Genomic DNA, 16,036 nt, shown 5'->3' with positions numbered 1-16,036 from the left:
TCTCGGAGGTTCTCTGTGAAAAAGCTTATGATTCTTTCAATCACGCTTCTTCTTGCAACAGGTTGTTCCATGGAAGCTTCTCTGCAGCAACTTAGTTCGGCCGTGGCGACTAAATTTCAAGATCCTGCCAAGGCAACGGGACTCGTTTCCGGTTCCACTCAAACGGGAACAGCCTCCGGTGGCGGAGTCACCTATCACGTCCAAAGCACCGTCGGAAACTACATGTCGGGAATTGAACAAACCACCACCGACAACACCTATAAAGTCTACAGCTCTGTTCAAGGCGCTATCGTCTCCAACTAATCCCTCACTGGACCTAGATCCCGTAAGCCCGAGGGGCTTCTTCTAGGTCCTCAAGTTTCAAAATAAGACAGCCGATAAAGGAAAAGACAAACCATGGAAAGGTTTTCTTATGATGTTTATCTTTATGCTTCTTTTCGGATTCACGCAGGAATCCAAAGCCGGTGAGATTTCGGTCGTCGATGTTCGACGTAACATCACTCTTTCTGAAGACGATCCCGTCTACAAAGATTTCTACATCAATGCTGGCCCCGGATCGGGACTTAAAAAGAATCTCGTGATCACCGCTGTTAGAAAAATCAATGTTCGTGATGCCAGTGGCGCCAACGCAGTGGGGGAAATTTTAGTTCCTGTGGGTCAGCTCAAAGTGATCGCTATATTTGACAAAGTGGCCGTGGCCCGCGAGTACACGTTGCTTTCCCGTGACGAACTGCCCATGCTGGAACAAACCGGTATCATGAGTGGCGACCGTATTGATCTTCAAGGCTCCTTCATTGACAATTCAAAACCAAAACCTAAACGCAAAGTAGCTGAGGAAGACCAGGCCACAAATACAACAGCCATGGTGGCCATTACGACAGCGGTCCCCGCGGCCCCCGCACCAACTGCCCCCCCCGGGGCAAACCCTGTAGTTTCTGCAAACGCCGTGGCCGAAAAGCTCATTAGTGCAGCACCCACAGCCCCACCTAACGGGGGCACCAACGTGGTAACTGCAATTAAATCGAATACAGGAAATAACCCGGTTTCCCCAACAGCGGCTAAAGTGGAAACCCTTGAAAAAACGGCGGATTCTGGTAACAACACTCTTCATGAGTGACAATTCTTATTTTCGTATTCGTTTAAGCCAAGTTCCTGCGGAACTTGAAGACATCATCACCACCCACTGTTTTGAATGCGGAGCCTCTGGAGTCACAGAGGCTTTGGCTTTTACTCAGCCGGATCTTACTTACGACCCTCAGGTTCTTCACGTTCGTGCTCACGAAATGGATGTGTTCTTTCAAGAAAGACCGGGCTGCAATTTCTTTGATGGACTCCTCGAACACAGTCAAAACATCAAGTGGCACATCTTCGAAGAAGAAACCAAAGACTGGCTAGAGGAATGGAAAAAAGGCTTTAAACCTTTCAAACTTGTCGGCGATTTCTGGGTAGTCCCCTCGTGGCTGCAACCACCTCCAGAATGTAAACATGCGATTTATATTGATCCTGGAATGGCTTTTGGCACTGGGACTCATGCGACAACTCAAATGATGGCCTTCTTCATCCATAAATTGGCTGAAAAATACAAATCTGAAATCGCCGATTGGGCCATGTTAGACGTGGGCACCGGAACAGCGATTCTTGCCATGCTGGCTCAGATGAGCGGAATGGGCCTTGTCACTGGTATTGAAATCGATCCCGAGGCCCGTCGTGTGGCCCGAGAAAACATCAAACTCAATAAGCTTGAACAAATCGATATTCCCGAAACTCAGATTGAAGACATTCGCGAACAATACGATGTCGTGGTCGCCAACATCATCGACGGAGTTCTCATCAATATCAAAAAAGACTTATTGCGCGTACTCAAACCCGGCGGGCATATGCTGCTCACTGGAATTCTTGAAGAGCGTGACAATCACTTCTTCGAAAAATTCATGGAAAAATCAGGCCTCACCGTGATCCGTCGCCTTGAAAAAGACGAGTGGGTTGGTTACTGGGTTCAATCATGAGACGTTACTGGATCGAAAAAAAGGACCTCTTCCAAGATCAGGTGAATTTTTCTGGGGATGTCTTTCATCATATTTTCGATGTCTGCCGCCAAGAAGTCGGCTCTAAGTTCGAAGTTCTCACTGAGGACTCGAAGGCCTATTTCGTCGAAGTTCTTCAGGTGACCAAGAAGACCGCGTTGGCTCGCATTCTGGAAGAGCGAAGCATTCCTCCTCTTAAGGAGCCCCATGTCCATCTCGCCCTTTCGATTTCTCGCTTCCCCGTCATGGACGCCATCATGGAAAAGGCCGTTGAGATGGGGGTCGCTAGCATTCAACCTTTTTTTTCAGAATTCAGCTTTCTTCGTAAGGGAGAAAAACTTTCTGACAATAAGATTGAGCGTTGGGACAAAATCATAAAATCTGCCACTCAGCAGTCAGGCCGGGGCGACCTTATGAAGGTTCTTCCCCCAATCCCCTGCGAGAAAATATCGAATTTGATTAACCCCAGTGCCGGCTCCGTGGGTCTATTTGCTTATGAGGGTCCGTCGACTCTTAGCATCAAGGATTATGTCTCTAAAGTAAAATCAGAGCACCCTCAAGGGATCAAAGAGATCTGGATTATCGTTGGCAGTGAAGGTGGTTTTTCCCATCGCGAGGTCGAAGAATTCCAAAAACTAGGCCTTCATCCAGTGACCCTCGGACCCCAGGTTTTGCGAGTTGAAACGGCTTGCATGGCCCTGGTATCAGTCCTAAAGTATGACTTTGATCTGATGTGTTGAAAGGAGAGGGAATGGATCCCTTTGAGGAATTTGAATTTAAGCCGCTCACGGATGGTCTAGGTTTCCATAAAAAGAAATCGGCAGCACCTGCAAAAGAAAACACGAAGGCGGATACTTTCTCTAAGAATCTCTTGAAAGACCAGGGACTTGAATTGATCGAAGAAACTTCGACAGATCCATTGCGTCCTCCCCTTCCTCGCAAGAGTCGTTCAGCTCCAATCCCTCAGGCCCCAGGCTCATTGACTGAAGTGGGCGGAGATGGCTCTGCGGCTGTGGATGAGATTCTTAAAACTCTTCAAAAAAATCGTCGTCTTGATTTTGAAAACTCAAAACAGAAGATGACTCAGACAAATACCAAGCAAGAATACAAGAAAGCAACCTGGAGTTTCTCAGCCGCTTTCTTGGATGGGATGCTTGTCGTTGCTTCCAGTCTTCTTTGCATGATCATCCTTTTGGTCATCACCAAGGTAGATTTGATTGGAAATCTGACCAACCCCGATGCGCAAGGCATGATCTATCTTGCGACGCTATCTTTGTTTGCGGGCGTTTCCTTTATCTACCTGACACTCAATCGTATCTATCTAGGATGCACTCCCGGTGAATGGGCTTTCGACCAAAGAATCGGAAAACCAGAAGAACTGAACAAAGCGACTTATTCTTTGAAAGTCGTGGCTCGCTCTTTACTGGTAATCGCGACAGGATTTGTCGTTCTTCCTCTTCTTTCCCTTCTGACTGGAAAAGACCTCGCGGGCTCCCTGAGCGGCGCGAATCTCTATAAAAAGGCATAACTTTCATGGGCCAAGTTCGAAATTTTGAGACTATCGAAGCGAGTTTGGCCCCGTTCCGCAAGCAAGGGAAAAAGATTGTTTTCACCAATGGCTGCTTTGATCTTCTGCATGTTGGCCATGTTCGCTATTTGCAAGAGGCCCGCGCCCTTGGAGATCTTCTGGTCGTGGGAGTAAACTCCGACACCAGCGTCAAGAGCCTCAAAGGTCCAAGTCGTCCCGTACAAGTTGAAGCTGATCGCGCGGAAATCCTGGCTGCCCTTGGAGCCGTGGACTTTACTGTGATTTTCACTGAAGACACCCCAGAAAATCTGATTCAAAAAGTTCGTCCCGATATCCTTGTTAAGGGCGGCGATTGGAAAATAGACCAAATCGTCGGAGCTCCGTTTGTCATGTCTTACGGGGGACAGGTGATGTCATTACAGTTTGTGGACGGCAAATCTACAACCAAGCTGATCGAAAAAGCTCAAAAATAATCAGAATCGAAAACCGATTTTTCCGCTATAAGTTGAATCCACATAGCGATCGATTTCCAAAGCAATGAACATCTTGGCGATATCCACATTGATCCCAAAAATGGTGTGATTTTCTACCAGATCCTGCTCGATCGTTTCTTGGGTATCCGTGATTCCGTTAGGTCCTCCGATAAACTTACCTATGGCCCGCACACGCCCGCCACCAAAATAAATCGCAACATTGTCCATAGCCACCGTTGCAACGAGGTCCAAACCCAAAGTCGAAACATTGATCAGATTAGAAAAATTAGCACCGCCACCATGAAGAAGAGCTGTCAAAGTCAGAGGAAAAAATCCCGCTTCGTAAAATCCCCAGCGAACTTGCCCCCCATAACTTTGAATTTCCTCACCTTGCATAAAAGGCGTAAAATAGACATGAGTATCAATGTTATAAAAAAGGCCTTTTCCAAAAGTCAGAGTGTAAATATTAAACTCACCTTTTTTGGTGGTCTTATTGCCGAGACTGGCAAGATCTTCGATAGGAATAAATTCAGAGGTCACCCCTATCTCAACACCGGTGTATCCCCCCAAAGGATAGGGATTGTCCAAAACTTTTGACGCCGAACCGAACCCCAAAACCTGAAGCGCCCGAATCCGATCTTGTTCGTTCAAATTTTTGGGCAAACGAGTTTCTGCCCATGTCCAGGACATCATCAGACTGGCAACAATAAAAAAAAGGGCGCGAACAAAAATCATATAATCCTTAGAATCAAATATTCGATTCCAAGGACTATTGTGTTCGACAAGAGGTCCGACTGTCTAGTTCTAAAGAGAAGCCACGGCGCTCTGAATCTGACTCAAAGCTGTATTGGCCAAGGTGACGATCGCCGAATCATGACTTTGTGCAAGCTGTTGGAAGATAGGGATAAACTTAGAATATCCAGAAATCGAGTTGATGGTGATATCTCCCCGAGAGTTACGAGGATCTCCTGAAGAAACCACACCACCTTTGGCATTTTGATAACCGGCCAAAACAACTTGAGCCGCCGTACCGACCACTTCCACATCAGAACTTTGCAAAGCCGTCATTAGGATCGCAAGGCGGGCGCTAACGGCGTAATTCAAAAGATAAGCATGGGCTTGCTGTTGAAGCTCCGGAGTCAACTGATCGTAATACTGTGACGTAACGGAGAAGCTCTTCAAAGAATAATTTGATTTCACAGCCATCAAAGCCAAGGCTTGAGTTTCAACCTTATTACTACGGAAAAGATCCGTCACAATCGTATAGAAAGTCTGGTCATCAACTTCTTTTTTTGAATATGCCTCAAGAAGTTTCGCCATATTCTCTTTGCTTGGCTGAGCCATCATAAGGGCTCTCCATTGGTCGCCACTTAACGTATTCTTAGTCTGTTGTTGTTCAGCTACGTTTTGGTTTTTTCCCGAATTTTCAACGCGTTGAGGAGCAGAACCTGAATCAGCCATAAAACCATCGTCACCAAGACCTTTCGCGCTCTCGGCTGCGACAACTTGTACGTCGACTTTTCCTTTACGAGGATCTTCTGATTTCTTTGGCGCCTCTTTCTTCTTTTGAGCGACCGCAGGTTTAGCAGGGGCTTGCGCGGGTTTAGTGGCCTGAACGGCTTTTTTGCCATCTTCCTTCTTTTTAGAAAACGGATTGACGTAATTACGGGACACTTCACGTCCGCCCAAATCAAAAAGCGATGCTAAAAAAGATGTTTTAGGGCGGGGCATTTCGTAAACCACATCCTGCCCACCAAGAGCCGCCTGAACAGGTGCTTTAAGCAAATAACCCATACCGCCCACCATGACGATGGCAAATCCAAGAATCGCAGTTTCGAGTTTTCTATCTGTGAAGCTCATTGTAGCCTCCTGTTCTTAACTTATGTAAGAGCAGGGCTTGTGCCACTCCAGAAGGGTCCTATTGGATTTGGTCTTATTCACTCTGAGACAGAGACAAACTTGCGTTCCCGGCTGTCAAAAAAACAAACAATCTCAAAATGAGATTCTATTGAGAGGCCCCTGGACAAAACCCAGGGCGAGGCCCTATGGAGGGAAACTGGCGACATGTATCCGGTCGCTTCTCATAGACCGTACATAAACGTGTTTTGGAATCTAAAAACAGACAGTCACGATTGGCTTTTTGAGTCAGCATAAAGAACTCCGTCCCCTGACGGTAAGATACGACGTAGCCCTCTTTGATTAAACGCTTTGCCATTTTCTTAATAGAGCCCACAGCCTCATCTTCAGTCACTAGCTCCAGGCGAATAAGATCAGAAAGTTTAACCTCCACAGGCATAGTGCAGCAGCCGCCCCAGCAGCCTTTGCACATGTCTGTTCGATAGGTTTTCCAAGTAGAGGGACGATCAACGTCAGGTCGTTTCATAGAATACAAGTCTTAAGGAATTCTTTTCTTCACAAGTTTGCTGTTATATCTTGCCATTGGGTCCGCGGATTGAAGTAATACAACACTATAACCTCGTGTGTAAAGCTCACGAAGAAACTGCGGCATGATTTCCGCCGTTCTTCTTTGGATATCATGAAAAAGAACAATGCCTCGGCCTTTTTCATCTAAACGCGCCAATGTATTACGAAGCAAAGTCTCATTCGGCTGAGCCTTCCAGTCTTCACTATCGATGGACCAAAAGAACTCGCCAGTCGAATTCATTTTTAGATAGTTCTTGAGCTCAACAGAAGCTTCCCCATATGGGAACCGGAAGAAGGGGTCCACCCAACCAAGAATATCATGAATCGCCTGATGTCCTCCCTTGATTTCCGCAACCGCTTCATCAAAAGTCAGAACGCGTCCATTATTCCGACGACAAGCATTGCTTGTTCCCAGGCAGGCATGACTTATCGAATGACTTCCAATCGCGTGACCGTCGGCGGCGACCTGTTTGACCGCGTCGGGATTCAATCGAACATTTTTTGCCATATGAAAGAAGATGGCTTTTGCATTCACTTCCTTTAGAGAGCGCAAGATCGAAGCGGTGTATTCGCCACTAGGCCCATCGTCAAAAGTAAGTATGACTTCTTTGCGAGCCACATCTCCGAACACGGCGAAGTATCCATTGGAGGTGTCTCTCTTTTGAACATTCGGTTGAAATTGGAAGTTATTCCCTGATGCCGAGGCCTTAAGGGCATCGACAGGAACGGACAGTTGTTTGCGTTCAAGTGCATAATGAGTCTCAATTTTACCTAACAACTCTTCTTTACACGAACTCAAAAGAGCCCGATTGTTTTCGTGACGGATCTCATTTTCAAAAATCGTCAAGGATTGACCATCCAAGACGGTTAACTCGCCACAGAGATCTTTTTTTAGATTTTCTCTTTGCGACGAATCCTCCATAAAATCTTGTTGCCACTTTGAGAACAAGACTTCAGGATTGGATTCAGATTTTTCCCATTCAAGTAGGGACTGTGCATTTTGGTTATCACTCACTGCTTGTTGGACACTTCGGGCAATCGAGTTTCCGCACCCGACAAGAGATCCCGCGACCAATACGACAATTCCACTGACTAACAAGTTTTTCATTTTCACCTACTGAGATACGTCTGTTCCCTGCCCAACGTTAAGAACATTCCAAGCAATATTTTTTTGCTCGTCCCCCTGTTCGGTTTCCTTTTTTTGCTCTGGCTTCTTTAAGCTAAATTTAATTTTAGAATTCTCGATGATCACTCGTGGATCCACCGAGTGATTGTCGAAAATCACAAGGTTGCGAGAGGCTTGAGCCGTCACCACATGAGGATTCCACAAGTATTTAAAGTAAATTACCAAAGAGCCCGCAAACTGGCTCAGCAGCAAAGATAGAAGCCCCAAACTGAAAAGTCCAATTTGAGGAAGCGTCGTTTCCCAACGAGCCTTCTCTAAGACTTCAAATCGCGTATCGATAGAAATTTTTTGTGCTTCAATCTTCGCCAAAGCGGTGCTCAATTCTTTGTAGCGATTGAACTCCAGCTCGGACTTCTTCTTCAAGTCCTCGACCATTTGGGCTGCAAAAGGAAGAGACTTCGATTCTTTTTTCAGACGATCAATAGACGCCTGCACTTGCCCCAGCTTTTCGGCCAAAAGACTGTTTTCGATTTTCAAAGATTCAATTTTACCACCGACTCCGTACAAAGCACTTTCTCTTTGTCCGGTGCGACCTCTTTCGAGGTACTGAATCATCTTTTTATTTTCGGCCATCTTCAACTTGATCTCATTGGAACGAACTAGAAGATCCGAGACGTAATCGCCCATTTTTTCTTTTGAAGCCAAAGGCAGAATGTTTTCATCTTTGTTCTGCATATCTGCCAACTGTTTCCCTAAAAGAACCAGCTTTTGATCAGCCTCATTTTTTTGTTTTTCCATGAAGTCTTCAACACGGGCGATCTCATCAAGCTCCCGCTTCTTCAAAGTCTCCGCCGCCAGCTCCGACGCCGCATTGGAAATAAACAAAGACATCGATTTGACGGGAGTCACCGCAGACACCTTGATTTCAAAATCTGAATCTAGCTGAATGCGCGTCCACTTATCCAGACGCTGCAAGAAAGCGATCTTGTTTTCATCCTTATCGAGGTCTTTGAGGTAGCTTTTCTTCAGGAGCTCATACCCTTCACGTTCTTCCATCGTGATCAAAGGACTCTGGCCCTTTTCTTCGATACGCTGAAGAAGGGTCTCGTAAAACTCTCGTGTTTTAAGATACTCAATATGCTTGGACAGCAAGCTGCTGCCTTTTTTGGACTCTTGAACCGATTTCGAAAGTCCAAAGAACTGGTTTGAGAAAGCTTGCAACGACGAGTTTTGAGAGTCATTAATGACGATCGTCGACGATGCCACAAAGGGGATTTTCACGACATAAACTAAAATACTGACCGCAAAAAGACCTGCGGCAAAAATCGCAAACATACGCCAATGTGACATATACAGCTTAATGATTTCGCCTACGGTTAATTCAGGCTCAATATGTTGATCACTCATAACTATCCACCTTTGGTGACACACCCCTGCAAGCATTGGTTGTGCCACTGTTTTTGGTGCTTGGCCTGTGTTTAATCTGCAATGAGGATTAAGACTTTGAAATTAGTTCAGGTGTGAGCGCTCATTTGACAGCATCCATAGGATCACAACCACCAGAATAAAGAAGCCCTCTATCCGAGGGTCAAATGCGAGACTTAAACGGAAATTGGACCCAATGGGAAACTGACATGGGCCCACGCCAAAACCTGCCCTGTAGCAGCCAGCTCTGGCTCTATGATTTCCCTGTTTTTGCCATGGAGGCCGCCACAAAACCAAAAACCATCCAATACAAACGATCCGCCATGCCACCGATCGATAAATGGATATGGTAAATGACAAGAATAGGAATATGCGAAAGCAAATAAATAGCGACCTGTCTCTTCGCGAAGTCCACCGTCGTCAAAGACTTTAAAGAACCGATCAGCATCAGAATCAACGCGATTCCACTTAAGACCAACAAGGGCCAACCTCCCACAACTCCGGCCGAAACAAAAATATTATGGGGATCTTTCATCGCATTGTAGTTTGAAACATCCACCTCGTTGCCAGCCGCAAACTTGGAAAGAAGTCCATGTCCCAGCCACGGCTCCTGCAAAAAGATCTGACTGCCCCGCTCAACCTCTTCCCAACGCGAGGCCACTCCATCTTGAGCTTCTCGAGTCCCCAAAGAGGCCTCTCCGGTCGCGATCCCCCGTGCAAAATCATACACCTGCACACCGAAGAAAAGTGAAAAGGTCAGCACAAAAGAAACAAAGGCAAATTTAAAAACACGTCCCTGATTTGTTTCAGTCTTATGCAAGATCAAGGTCACAACAAAGGCCATCAAAGCCGCCGCCGCTGACGAACGGGTTCCTGTTAAAATGATTGCAAAAAAACTTGCCGCAAGAACGAGCCCACTCCAAATCTTATGTTTCAATTTTTCCTCTTTAAGAAACGTGCCTAGAGAAAAAATAAACGCCACCGTCGCACAGGTCACCATATGGGGGATGTGCTTAAAGACGCCCACAAAACGCCCCCCTTTAAAAACACCTCCCCCGGCAACAACCAGAAGAATCAACGAGAGCAGCACCAAAGCTCCCGCCCAACGCTGAATATAGCTTAGAAACTCTTCGACATTCCACAAACTGGGAATCAAAAGACCATAGACAGCGATCATAAACAGAGCGACACCCAAAGCCCCCACTTGCATCACCGCCGACTCATCGGGATTCACGTAATGTGCCTGCAACAAGGTTTGAACTGTCAATGTCAGCATCAAGAGAAAAACAAAGAGCTTATAAAATCCGCTGAGATGATTCCGGGAGCGCACCTTCAATGAAAGGAATGCCAAAGGCACTCCAAAAAGGGCGCACAAGAACACGTTCAAGAAGGGATGAAGGCCTTGCTGATATATCAGGAACGAGAAACTTTGTGGCACAGGCAGAACACTGCCGAAAGAGATTTTAGAAATGAAAAGCATCGCCACAAGGGCTTTTATCAGAAATAAAATGCGTCCGTCGCGAGCCTGTATCATTATTTCCCTGAGTTTTTATCAATGAGAATCGCCGTAAGAGCAATACCCAAAATTACTGAAACAACGGTAATACCGCGGGCCGCTTCGTTGCTGACCCACGGGGTGCGAGGAGGAACATAGACAAAGTCATCTTGTTGCAGCTTCAGGTTTTTTGCGCCCCCATATTTTATCAACTTTTCGGCATCCACCTCATAGGCTCCTTGATATTCATTGATCGCCTTGGATTTGATCTCTGCCCATGTCTTGGGTTCCATTTTTCGCACTAAGATCTCGGAAAGATCTCCCCCATTGGTGGTCCCCCCCGCCAAAGTGATCAACTTCAAAAGATCGGTGTTCGCCGGGACATAATAAATCCCCGGTTTGTTCACAGCCCCTAAAAGCTGAACAGTGATCAGCGACTCCTTGGGCGAAGAGCGGAAGATATACTCGGAGGACTGTTGTGGAGGCTTAATGTCACTTAACAACCCCACCTCCTGAGCGTGGACTGTACTGGAACAAGTTACCCAAAAAACAACCGCCATGAAAAGACGAAGGGGTTTAAACGCGACCATGATTTCTCCTCCTACAACGGGACCCTGTCCCTGGACCTAAATCGAGAGCCTCGACTCTTGTCAATAAATTTCGATGACTTGACTTCAGTCTGTGCCTCACAATGAAGTCTATGACGAGTTCTTCTCCTGATCACGAAAAACTTTTTGATGAAATCTGTAACAAACTGAATGAGTTAAGCACTCAGAACCAGGAAGGAGAGCCTTTGCCTCCCCAACCAAAGTACGAGCAGATGCAAGTTCAGATGAAAAAATTCCATTCAGAGCTTCAAGGCTCTCAAGAGGTTCTTCTTGAAAAGATCAAGAGCCTTGAGAATGTTTCTTACGGACCTGAAACGTTGGACGCCCAGCTTAAACAACTGGCTGACCAGCTTTCTGCCGAAAGAGCCAACAATACAAAGCTCAGCTCCGACCTCGCAAAATCTCTGGAACTGAGCCTTCATCTTCAGCTCGAGATCCAAGGCCTTAAAGCCCGCGCGCTGCAAATGCAGAGCGAGGAAAAGAAGTACAGTCAGGCTCTTTTTGAGAAGAATAAAATCCTGCAAAGGGACTTAGACCTTAATCAGGCTCTCAAAGAAGAAACAGCGATGGAGTTGGCGAAAGCCAAAAATGCGTTCTCCAAAGAACAAAATCTGTGGGAGGAGCAACGGGAGCAGTTGGAAGGGCAGATTCAAGGCCTCAAAACCGAAAAGTACGAATTGGAACAAACTGTTGAGGAGCTAAAAGCGACCGTCGCGGAAAGAGACGAAACAGTTTCTTCTTTGAATGACGAAATCGAAAAGATCTCTGCTTCTTTTAACGATGTTGAAATGTCAGCACAAAAACAAAATGACGTTCTTAAGAATTTGATGTCCGTTGCAGAATCCAAAATCATCGAAATGAAGCTAGCTTTGGATAAGAAGGCTTTGGAAGCTCAGGACTACTACAGTCATCTTCAACAGGCTCTCACACAACTTGGCGTTCTGAAGCAAGAAAATGCGGCGCTCAAAGAATATGTGGCCAAATTAAACTACTACCACCAACAAGCGCAACACGCGCAGATGGCTGTGGCACAAATGGCTCAGGTGGCGGCGGCGCAAGTTCAAGCAACACCAGCGCCAAAGAATACCGTTTCATAGTGAATTTAAAATGTTCGTTTCTAGAAAAAAGGTCGGCATCCTTGCCGACCTTTTTTTATTTAGAACTCAGAGAGGGCGGAAGCTGAGGGAAGGCCCGATTGAGAAGGACTTTCTTGGCCGTCTCTCCGCCGACACGGAAATAAGGAATGTTCGTCTTGATGTCTCCCAAACCCAATTTTTTAAACGGATTCTTTGGATCGTACCAACTATAGAAGCCCGAGAAAAAGTCGAACCGCCCTAGGCCCTTCACTCCACGGCCTTTATCGCGAATGACAAAGTATCCATTGTGTTTTGAGCCATCGGGCAACTGCAATCCAACGACGGCAGGTACGAAAATCACCTCTCCCGGCTTGTAGATCTCTAGATCCGCAGCCAACGTATAAAATGGATCAAGGCAGGAACTACGAACTCCATATCCAAATCGGCAGCCGTCCTCTTCAATTTCAAAGTAGCGATCTTGCCCTTCAAAACGTCCAATGATGTTGAAAGTATGAGTCACACCTTTTTGAATCACCCCACAAGATCCCTGAAGCCCACAGGCCTGAGCTGTCTTAGGGCATACACTCAGAAGAGACTTTCCCCCGGCGCCATGAAGAGTTTGTTTGCTTTCTGAGGGGCAAGTATTTTTATCTTCATCGATAATAACGAAATAGTAGACTGTGGGTTTGAGGGTCCCGGGCCCCACCATATCATTTTTCGAATCTACCTCAGGATTTGTAACTTCAGGTTTCGGAACGACTTCTGACTCTGATGGTGTCTCTGAACCAACAACAACCTCCGCGGACTCAACCGCCTCAACTTCTGCAAACGGTTGAGGTTCATAGGTCGTTGGCAATTCCAAAGAGGCTTCCTCTAGAGAACTCGCGGGCTGCCGAATATTCGAGTGCAATTTCCCACAGGAAACAACTCCGACCAAGCAGCCCAGAAGAACAAGAATTTGAACATGTACATTCTTTAGATTCATACAAATCCCTTCTGTAGAAATCTTGGGCAGCATACCAAGTTCACTTTTATTGTTGGGCTTTATTTAAACTCTCTGAAAAGAAGAAAATCGCTGTGACAAAGAACGGCTCTCCCAGACCTGACAAGTCGACCATATTGTGGAAATGTCTGAATTTTGGTACTTTTTCTAAATGAGTTCAGACACTATTCTCTCGATTGATTTCGGCACAAGTAATTCGCTGGTAGGCGCTTTCCACAATGGACAAAGACACGAAGCTCTGGCCATTGATGCTCGGGCTTCTGATCCCACTCTGATGCGAACTCTTCTATATTTCCCCAATCCCGACCTTTGTTATTACGGATCAGAGGCGATTGAGCAATACATCGAACAAGACATGGAAGGACGCCTGTTTCGCTCTTTCAAGTCACATCTTCCGAATCAAAACTATCTCGGAACGATCTTAGATAATCGCATTTTAACTTTGGAAAATCTGATTGGCGTGTTTCTTCTTGAACTTAAAAAAAGAGCAGAGAAAACATTGAACACGTCCGTCGAACGAGCCGTTATTGGACGACCTGCTCGTTACTCGATGGATGAAGTCAGTGACGGCTTTGCTCTTCATCGCATGCAAAAGGCGGCGAAGTTTGCAGGTTTTAAAGACGTGCAGTTTGTTCCCGAACCCTTAGCGGCGGCGTTTGATTACCGTCGCCAACTCACCTCGGAAAAAATAGTTCTCATTGGCGACTTCGGCGGAGGAACTTCCGACTTCACGCTGATCAAACTTCGCCCCGAAAGTTTTTCCAAAAAAGATGTTCTGGCCATTGATGGTTGCCCCCTGGCCGGAGACTCTCTAGATAGCGTGTTTATGAGCCATCGCCTGAATGAATACTTCGGAGCCAAATCGCGCTATCGATTGCCAATGGGAAGCAATGTCCTCACCATGCCAGTAGGAGTCACTCAACGACTGAACCATCCCGCGCACATTGTTCACCTTAAAGAAAAAGAAACCTATGAGTTCATCCGTGAAGTAAAAAAATGTTCTCTGACCAAAAAGGACGCTGACGCCGTCGAAAAGCTTTTTATTCTCATTGAAGACCAACAGATCTTCCCGTTCTTTGAAAATATTGAAAAAACAAAAAGAGCCCTGTCTAACGTGGATGAGACGCAGTTCATTTTCGATTATCCAGGATTGGAGATTTCAGAAACTTTCTCAACATTACAATTCATCGAATGGGCCGAAGAAAACCGCCAAAAAATATTTGCCGCCTTAGACGCGTGTTTGAAGAGTGCGGGTATTACACCCGAGGAAGTAGACCTCGTTTGCCTCACCGGAGGAACAGCCAAAGTGCCCTTCATTCAGAAAGAGTTCGAAAAACGTTTCGGACAAGAACGTCTCCAAACACAGTCCCATTTCCACTCTGTCCTCTCAGGACTCACGGAATCCGCAGGCTTTTGGTCTCAAGGGCAGACGGTTGTATAAGTTCTCGGCTATAAAATGTAATGAACATACATCTTAAGATAGAATCCCTCTGGAAACTGCATCAACGTCGGGTGATCCGCCGCATGCCCTCCGCGCAAAACACTGCGCACTTCAGAGAAGTTTCTAAGAGAAGCCTTGCGAATCGCATCTCGAAACTCTTCTTCTTCCAAAAGACCAGAACAGGAACAAGAGGCGACAAAGCCATTCTTCTTCACCATACGAAAAGCATGGGTATTCATTTTAAGATAAGCGTGTTTGCCAATCGGAATATCTTTTTTTGATTTGATAAAGGCCGGAGGATCCGCAATCACAATGTCGTAATGTGCACTTGGCAACTGCGTTAACCCCTCAGAAACGTCCAACTCATGAACAAGGACCTCAGCCCCTTCCCGTTCGGCATTCTTTTTAGCGTAAGCTAACGCACTCTTTGAGATGTCCACCAAAGAGATCTCCACTTCAAATCCCAGGGATTTCAAGGCCCGAGTAATTTGTGTCGACCAATGCCCCACATAACAGCAAAGATCTAAAACTCGAATCTTCCGCTTCTCTTGGGTCTTCGCCCAATTCTTAAAAAGATTCACGGCAAGATAGATGTTATGAGTTTGATCCAGGAAGAAACCTGTTTTTTGTCCTTCCGCCAAATCGCAACTCATGGAAACCAATCCTTCGTCACCGGCCCCATTCAAAAGGATCTCAACATCCGTCAGATTAAATCCGGGAAGATCTTTTATCACTTTTGGAGCCTCAACCTGAAGTCCCTCAAGTTTACGAATGTTCACGTCGTTACGAAGAACCACGGCCGTCTGTTCCCAAGAAAACAAAGACAATCCCCGCTCTTGAGCCTGATCCACCAAACCTTTAAAAAAATCTTCTGCATTTTTAAGGGCTTCGTTCATACCTGCGGTGACAAGCTGGGCGGCAAATACTTGGGCTCTTTTGCCATTTTGCTCCACTAGATAATAATCCAAAACCAAGCCCGGAATATAATCGGATTCGCCAAAAGCCAGACGGAAGCTCCCTCGAAATCCGGCGGCTTTGCGCACCTGCCAAGAGTTCAAAACTTTGTTCTGTAGAAAATCAAAACCCGTTGGCGCTTCATCTTGATTATTGAAACTCAAAGCCCTAAAGGCGATCAACGAGTGAGGATTACCATAACCACGCGCCAGAAATTGCCCTTTTGCATCCTGCAGCTCCACGGGAGCTCCCGGCACATGCCCTTTGGGACTGACAGAAAGTTCATTGGAAAAAACCCACGGGTGTCCACTGCGAATTCGTTTATCAGCTCCAGGACGGAGTCTCCATACAGTCATCATACCTATTCACCTTCAACAGCAAACACAATCAGTTCAGTAATTTCATTCTTAGAAAAATTATTATCGCCCATGACAAGAAGACTGCGACGTCCATCCGCCA

At 46.1% G+C, this 16,036-nt stretch carries 17 protein-coding genes; 8 read left to right on the top strand and 9 right to left on the bottom strand.

The window, feature by feature from the left end; translation table 11 throughout:
- Positions 1 to 15: 15 nt before the first annotated feature.
- From ACM64D_RS10895 to rfaE2, 6 genes are all read left to right on the top strand, one after another.
- Positions 16 to 303: a hypothetical protein gene (locus tag ACM64D_RS10895; protein WP_415063246.1), complete on the top strand. Its 288-nt coding sequence runs from the start codon at positions 16 to 18 to the stop codon at positions 301 to 303.
- Positions 304 to 412: 109 nt separating this feature from the next.
- On the top strand, positions 413 to 1,117 hold the full coding sequence (locus ACM64D_RS10890) for a hypothetical protein (RefSeq protein WP_415063245.1): 705 nt from the start codon (positions 413 to 415) through the stop codon (positions 1,115 to 1,117).
- Positions 1,110 to 2,006 carry a 50S ribosomal protein L11 methyltransferase gene (locus tag ACM64D_RS10885; RefSeq protein WP_415063244.1) on the top strand — a complete coding sequence of 299 codons (897 nt, stop codon included), beginning with the start codon at positions 1,110 to 1,112 and terminating at the stop codon, positions 2,004 to 2,006. Before ACM64D_RS10890 ends, ACM64D_RS10885 begins: the two co-directional genes overlap by 8 nt.
- A complete protein-coding gene (locus ACM64D_RS10880; protein ID WP_415063243.1) occupies positions 2,003 to 2,764 on the top strand; it encodes an RsmE family RNA methyltransferase in 762 nt (253 codons plus the stop codon). Before ACM64D_RS10885 ends, ACM64D_RS10880 begins: the two co-directional genes overlap by 4 nt.
- A gap of 11 nt (positions 2,765 to 2,775) precedes the next feature.
- Complete coding sequence (locus ACM64D_RS10875; protein ID WP_415063242.1) at positions 2,776 to 3,552, top strand: RDD family protein; 777 nt, start codon at positions 2,776 to 2,778, stop codon at positions 3,550 to 3,552.
- Between the two features lie 5 nt (positions 3,553 to 3,557).
- Entirely contained in the window at positions 3,558 to 4,025 is a 468-nt protein-coding gene (gene rfaE2 / locus ACM64D_RS10870; RefSeq protein WP_415063241.1) for a D-glycero-beta-D-manno-heptose 1-phosphate adenylyltransferase, read from the top strand.
- Here the strand turns inward: rfaE2 and ACM64D_RS10865 are convergent, their stop codons facing one another.
- The 7 genes from ACM64D_RS10865 to ACM64D_RS10835 all read right to left on the bottom strand — a co-directional run bounded on the left by ACM64D_RS10865 (position 4,026) and on the right by ACM64D_RS10835 (position 11,085).
- Positions 4,026 to 4,760, bottom strand: coding sequence for a hypothetical protein (locus ACM64D_RS10865; protein WP_415063240.1), 735 nt, complete (start codon positions 4,758 to 4,760; stop codon positions 4,026 to 4,028).
- A gap of 69 nt (positions 4,761 to 4,829) precedes the next feature.
- Positions 4,830 to 5,885 (bottom strand): hypothetical protein, encoded by a 1,056-nt coding sequence (locus ACM64D_RS10860; protein ID WP_415063239.1) that lies wholly within the window; start codon positions 5,883 to 5,885, stop codon positions 4,830 to 4,832.
- Positions 5,886 to 6,030: 145 nt separating this feature from the next.
- Positions 6,031 to 6,408, bottom strand: coding sequence for a YkgJ family cysteine cluster protein (locus tag ACM64D_RS10855; RefSeq protein ID WP_415063238.1), 378 nt, complete (start codon positions 6,406 to 6,408; stop codon positions 6,031 to 6,033).
- A 12-nt stretch (positions 6,409 to 6,420) separates the two neighbouring features.
- On the bottom strand, positions 6,421 to 7,557 hold the full coding sequence (locus tag ACM64D_RS10850; protein WP_415063237.1) for a polysaccharide deacetylase family protein: 1,137 nt from the start codon (positions 7,555 to 7,557) through the stop codon (positions 6,421 to 6,423).
- A 6-nt stretch (positions 7,558 to 7,563) separates the two neighbouring features.
- On the bottom strand, positions 7,564 to 8,982 hold the full coding sequence (locus ACM64D_RS10845) for a hypothetical protein (RefSeq protein WP_415063236.1): 1,419 nt from the start codon (positions 8,980 to 8,982) through the stop codon (positions 7,564 to 7,566).
- 271 nt (positions 8,983 to 9,253) lie between these two features.
- Positions 9,254 to 10,534 carry an O-antigen ligase family protein gene (locus ACM64D_RS10840; protein ID WP_415063235.1) on the bottom strand — a complete coding sequence of 427 codons (1,281 nt, stop codon included), beginning with the start codon at positions 10,532 to 10,534 and terminating at the stop codon, positions 9,254 to 9,256.
- The gene (locus ACM64D_RS10835; RefSeq protein ID WP_415063234.1) at positions 10,534 to 11,085 is read right to left on the bottom strand and encodes an SLBB domain-containing protein; all 552 of its coding nucleotides are present in this window, start codon (positions 11,083 to 11,085) and stop codon (positions 10,534 to 10,536) included. Before ACM64D_RS10835 ends, ACM64D_RS10840 begins: the two co-directional genes overlap by 1 nt.
- 110 nt (positions 11,086 to 11,195) lie before the next feature.
- On the opposite strand from ACM64D_RS10835, the gene ACM64D_RS10830 reads away from it, so the two are divergent.
- On the top strand, positions 11,196 to 12,200 hold the full coding sequence (locus ACM64D_RS10830; protein ID WP_415063233.1) for a hypothetical protein: 1,005 nt from the start codon (positions 11,196 to 11,198) through the stop codon (positions 12,198 to 12,200).
- A gap of 55 nt (positions 12,201 to 12,255) precedes the next feature.
- Here the strand turns inward: ACM64D_RS10830 and ACM64D_RS10825 are convergent, their stop codons facing one another.
- Entirely contained in the window at positions 12,256 to 13,164 is a 909-nt protein-coding gene (locus tag ACM64D_RS10825) for a hypothetical protein (RefSeq protein ID WP_415063232.1), read from the bottom strand.
- A 169-nt stretch (positions 13,165 to 13,333) separates the two neighbouring features.
- On the opposite strand from ACM64D_RS10825, the gene ACM64D_RS10820 reads away from it, so the two are divergent.
- A complete protein-coding gene (locus ACM64D_RS10820; protein WP_415063231.1) occupies positions 13,334 to 14,623 on the top strand; it encodes an Hsp70 family protein in 1,290 nt (429 codons plus the stop codon).
- A gap of 8 nt (positions 14,624 to 14,631) precedes the next feature.
- On the opposite strand, the gene ACM64D_RS10815 is transcribed toward ACM64D_RS10820, so the two are convergent.
- Positions 14,632 to 15,936: a class I SAM-dependent rRNA methyltransferase gene (locus tag ACM64D_RS10815; RefSeq protein WP_415063230.1), complete on the bottom strand. Its 1,305-nt coding sequence runs from the start codon at positions 15,934 to 15,936 to the stop codon at positions 14,632 to 14,634.
- Positions 15,937 to 16,036: the final 100 nt, after the last annotated feature.

It is taken from the genome of Bdellovibrio sp., assembly GCF_047637665.1.
Classification (GTDB): domain Bacteria; phylum Bdellovibrionota; class Bdellovibrionia; order Bdellovibrionales; family Bdellovibrionaceae; genus Bdellovibrio.
The sequence above is the reverse complement of the archived record's forward strand: the minus strand, read 5'-3'. Positions and strand labels throughout refer to the sequence as shown.

Bases quoted from the DNA above. Each gene is read 5' to 3' on its own strand.
- ACM64D_RS10890 (WP_415063245.1), top strand. From the start codon at position 413: ATGATGTTTATCTTTATGCTTCTTTTCGGATTCACGCAGGAATCCAAA.
- ACM64D_RS10850 (WP_415063237.1), bottom strand. From the start codon at position 7,557: ATGAAAAACTTGTTAGTCAGTGGAATTGTCGTATTGGTCGCGGGATCT.
- rfaE2 (WP_415063241.1), top strand. From the start codon at position 3,558: ATGGGCCAAGTTCGAAATTTTGAGACTATCGAAGCGAGTTTGGCCCCG.
- ACM64D_RS10880 (WP_415063243.1), top strand. From the start codon at position 2,003: ATGAGACGTTACTGGATCGAAAAAAAGGACCTCTTCCAAGATCAGGTG.
- ACM64D_RS10860 (WP_415063239.1), bottom strand. From the start codon at position 5,885: ATGAGCTTCACAGATAGAAAACTCGAAACTGCGATTCTTGGATTTGCC.
- ACM64D_RS10835 (WP_415063234.1), bottom strand. From the start codon at position 11,085: ATGGTCGCGTTTAAACCCCTTCGTCTTTTCATGGCGGTTGTTTTTTGG.
- ACM64D_RS10820 (WP_415063231.1), top strand. From the start codon at position 13,334: ATGAGTTCAGACACTATTCTCTCGATTGATTTCGGCACAAGTAATTCG.
- ACM64D_RS10865 (WP_415063240.1), bottom strand. From the start codon at position 4,760: ATGATTTTTGTTCGCGCCCTTTTTTTTATTGTTGCCAGTCTGATGATG.
- ACM64D_RS10875 (WP_415063242.1), top strand. From the start codon at position 2,776: ATGGATCCCTTTGAGGAATTTGAATTTAAGCCGCTCACGGATGGTCTA.
- ACM64D_RS10855 (WP_415063238.1), bottom strand. From the start codon at position 6,408: ATGAAACGACCTGACGTTGATCGTCCCTCTACTTGGAAAACCTATCGA.
- ACM64D_RS10825 (WP_415063232.1), bottom strand. From the start codon at position 13,164: ATGAATCTAAAGAATGTACATGTTCAAATTCTTGTTCTTCTGGGCTGC.
- ACM64D_RS10845 (WP_415063236.1), bottom strand. From the start codon at position 8,982: ATGAGTGATCAACATATTGAGCCTGAATTAACCGTAGGCGAAATCATT.
- ACM64D_RS10830 (WP_415063233.1), top strand. From the start codon at position 11,196: ATGACGAGTTCTTCTCCTGATCACGAAAAACTTTTTGATGAAATCTGT.
- ACM64D_RS10885 (WP_415063244.1), top strand. From the start codon at position 1,110: ATGAGTGACAATTCTTATTTTCGTATTCGTTTAAGCCAAGTTCCTGCG.
- ACM64D_RS10840 (WP_415063235.1), bottom strand. From the start codon at position 10,534: ATGATACAGGCTCGCGACGGACGCATTTTATTTCTGATAAAAGCCCTT.
- ACM64D_RS10815 (WP_415063230.1), bottom strand. From the start codon at position 15,936: ATGATGACTGTATGGAGACTCCGTCCTGGAGCTGATAAACGAATTCGC.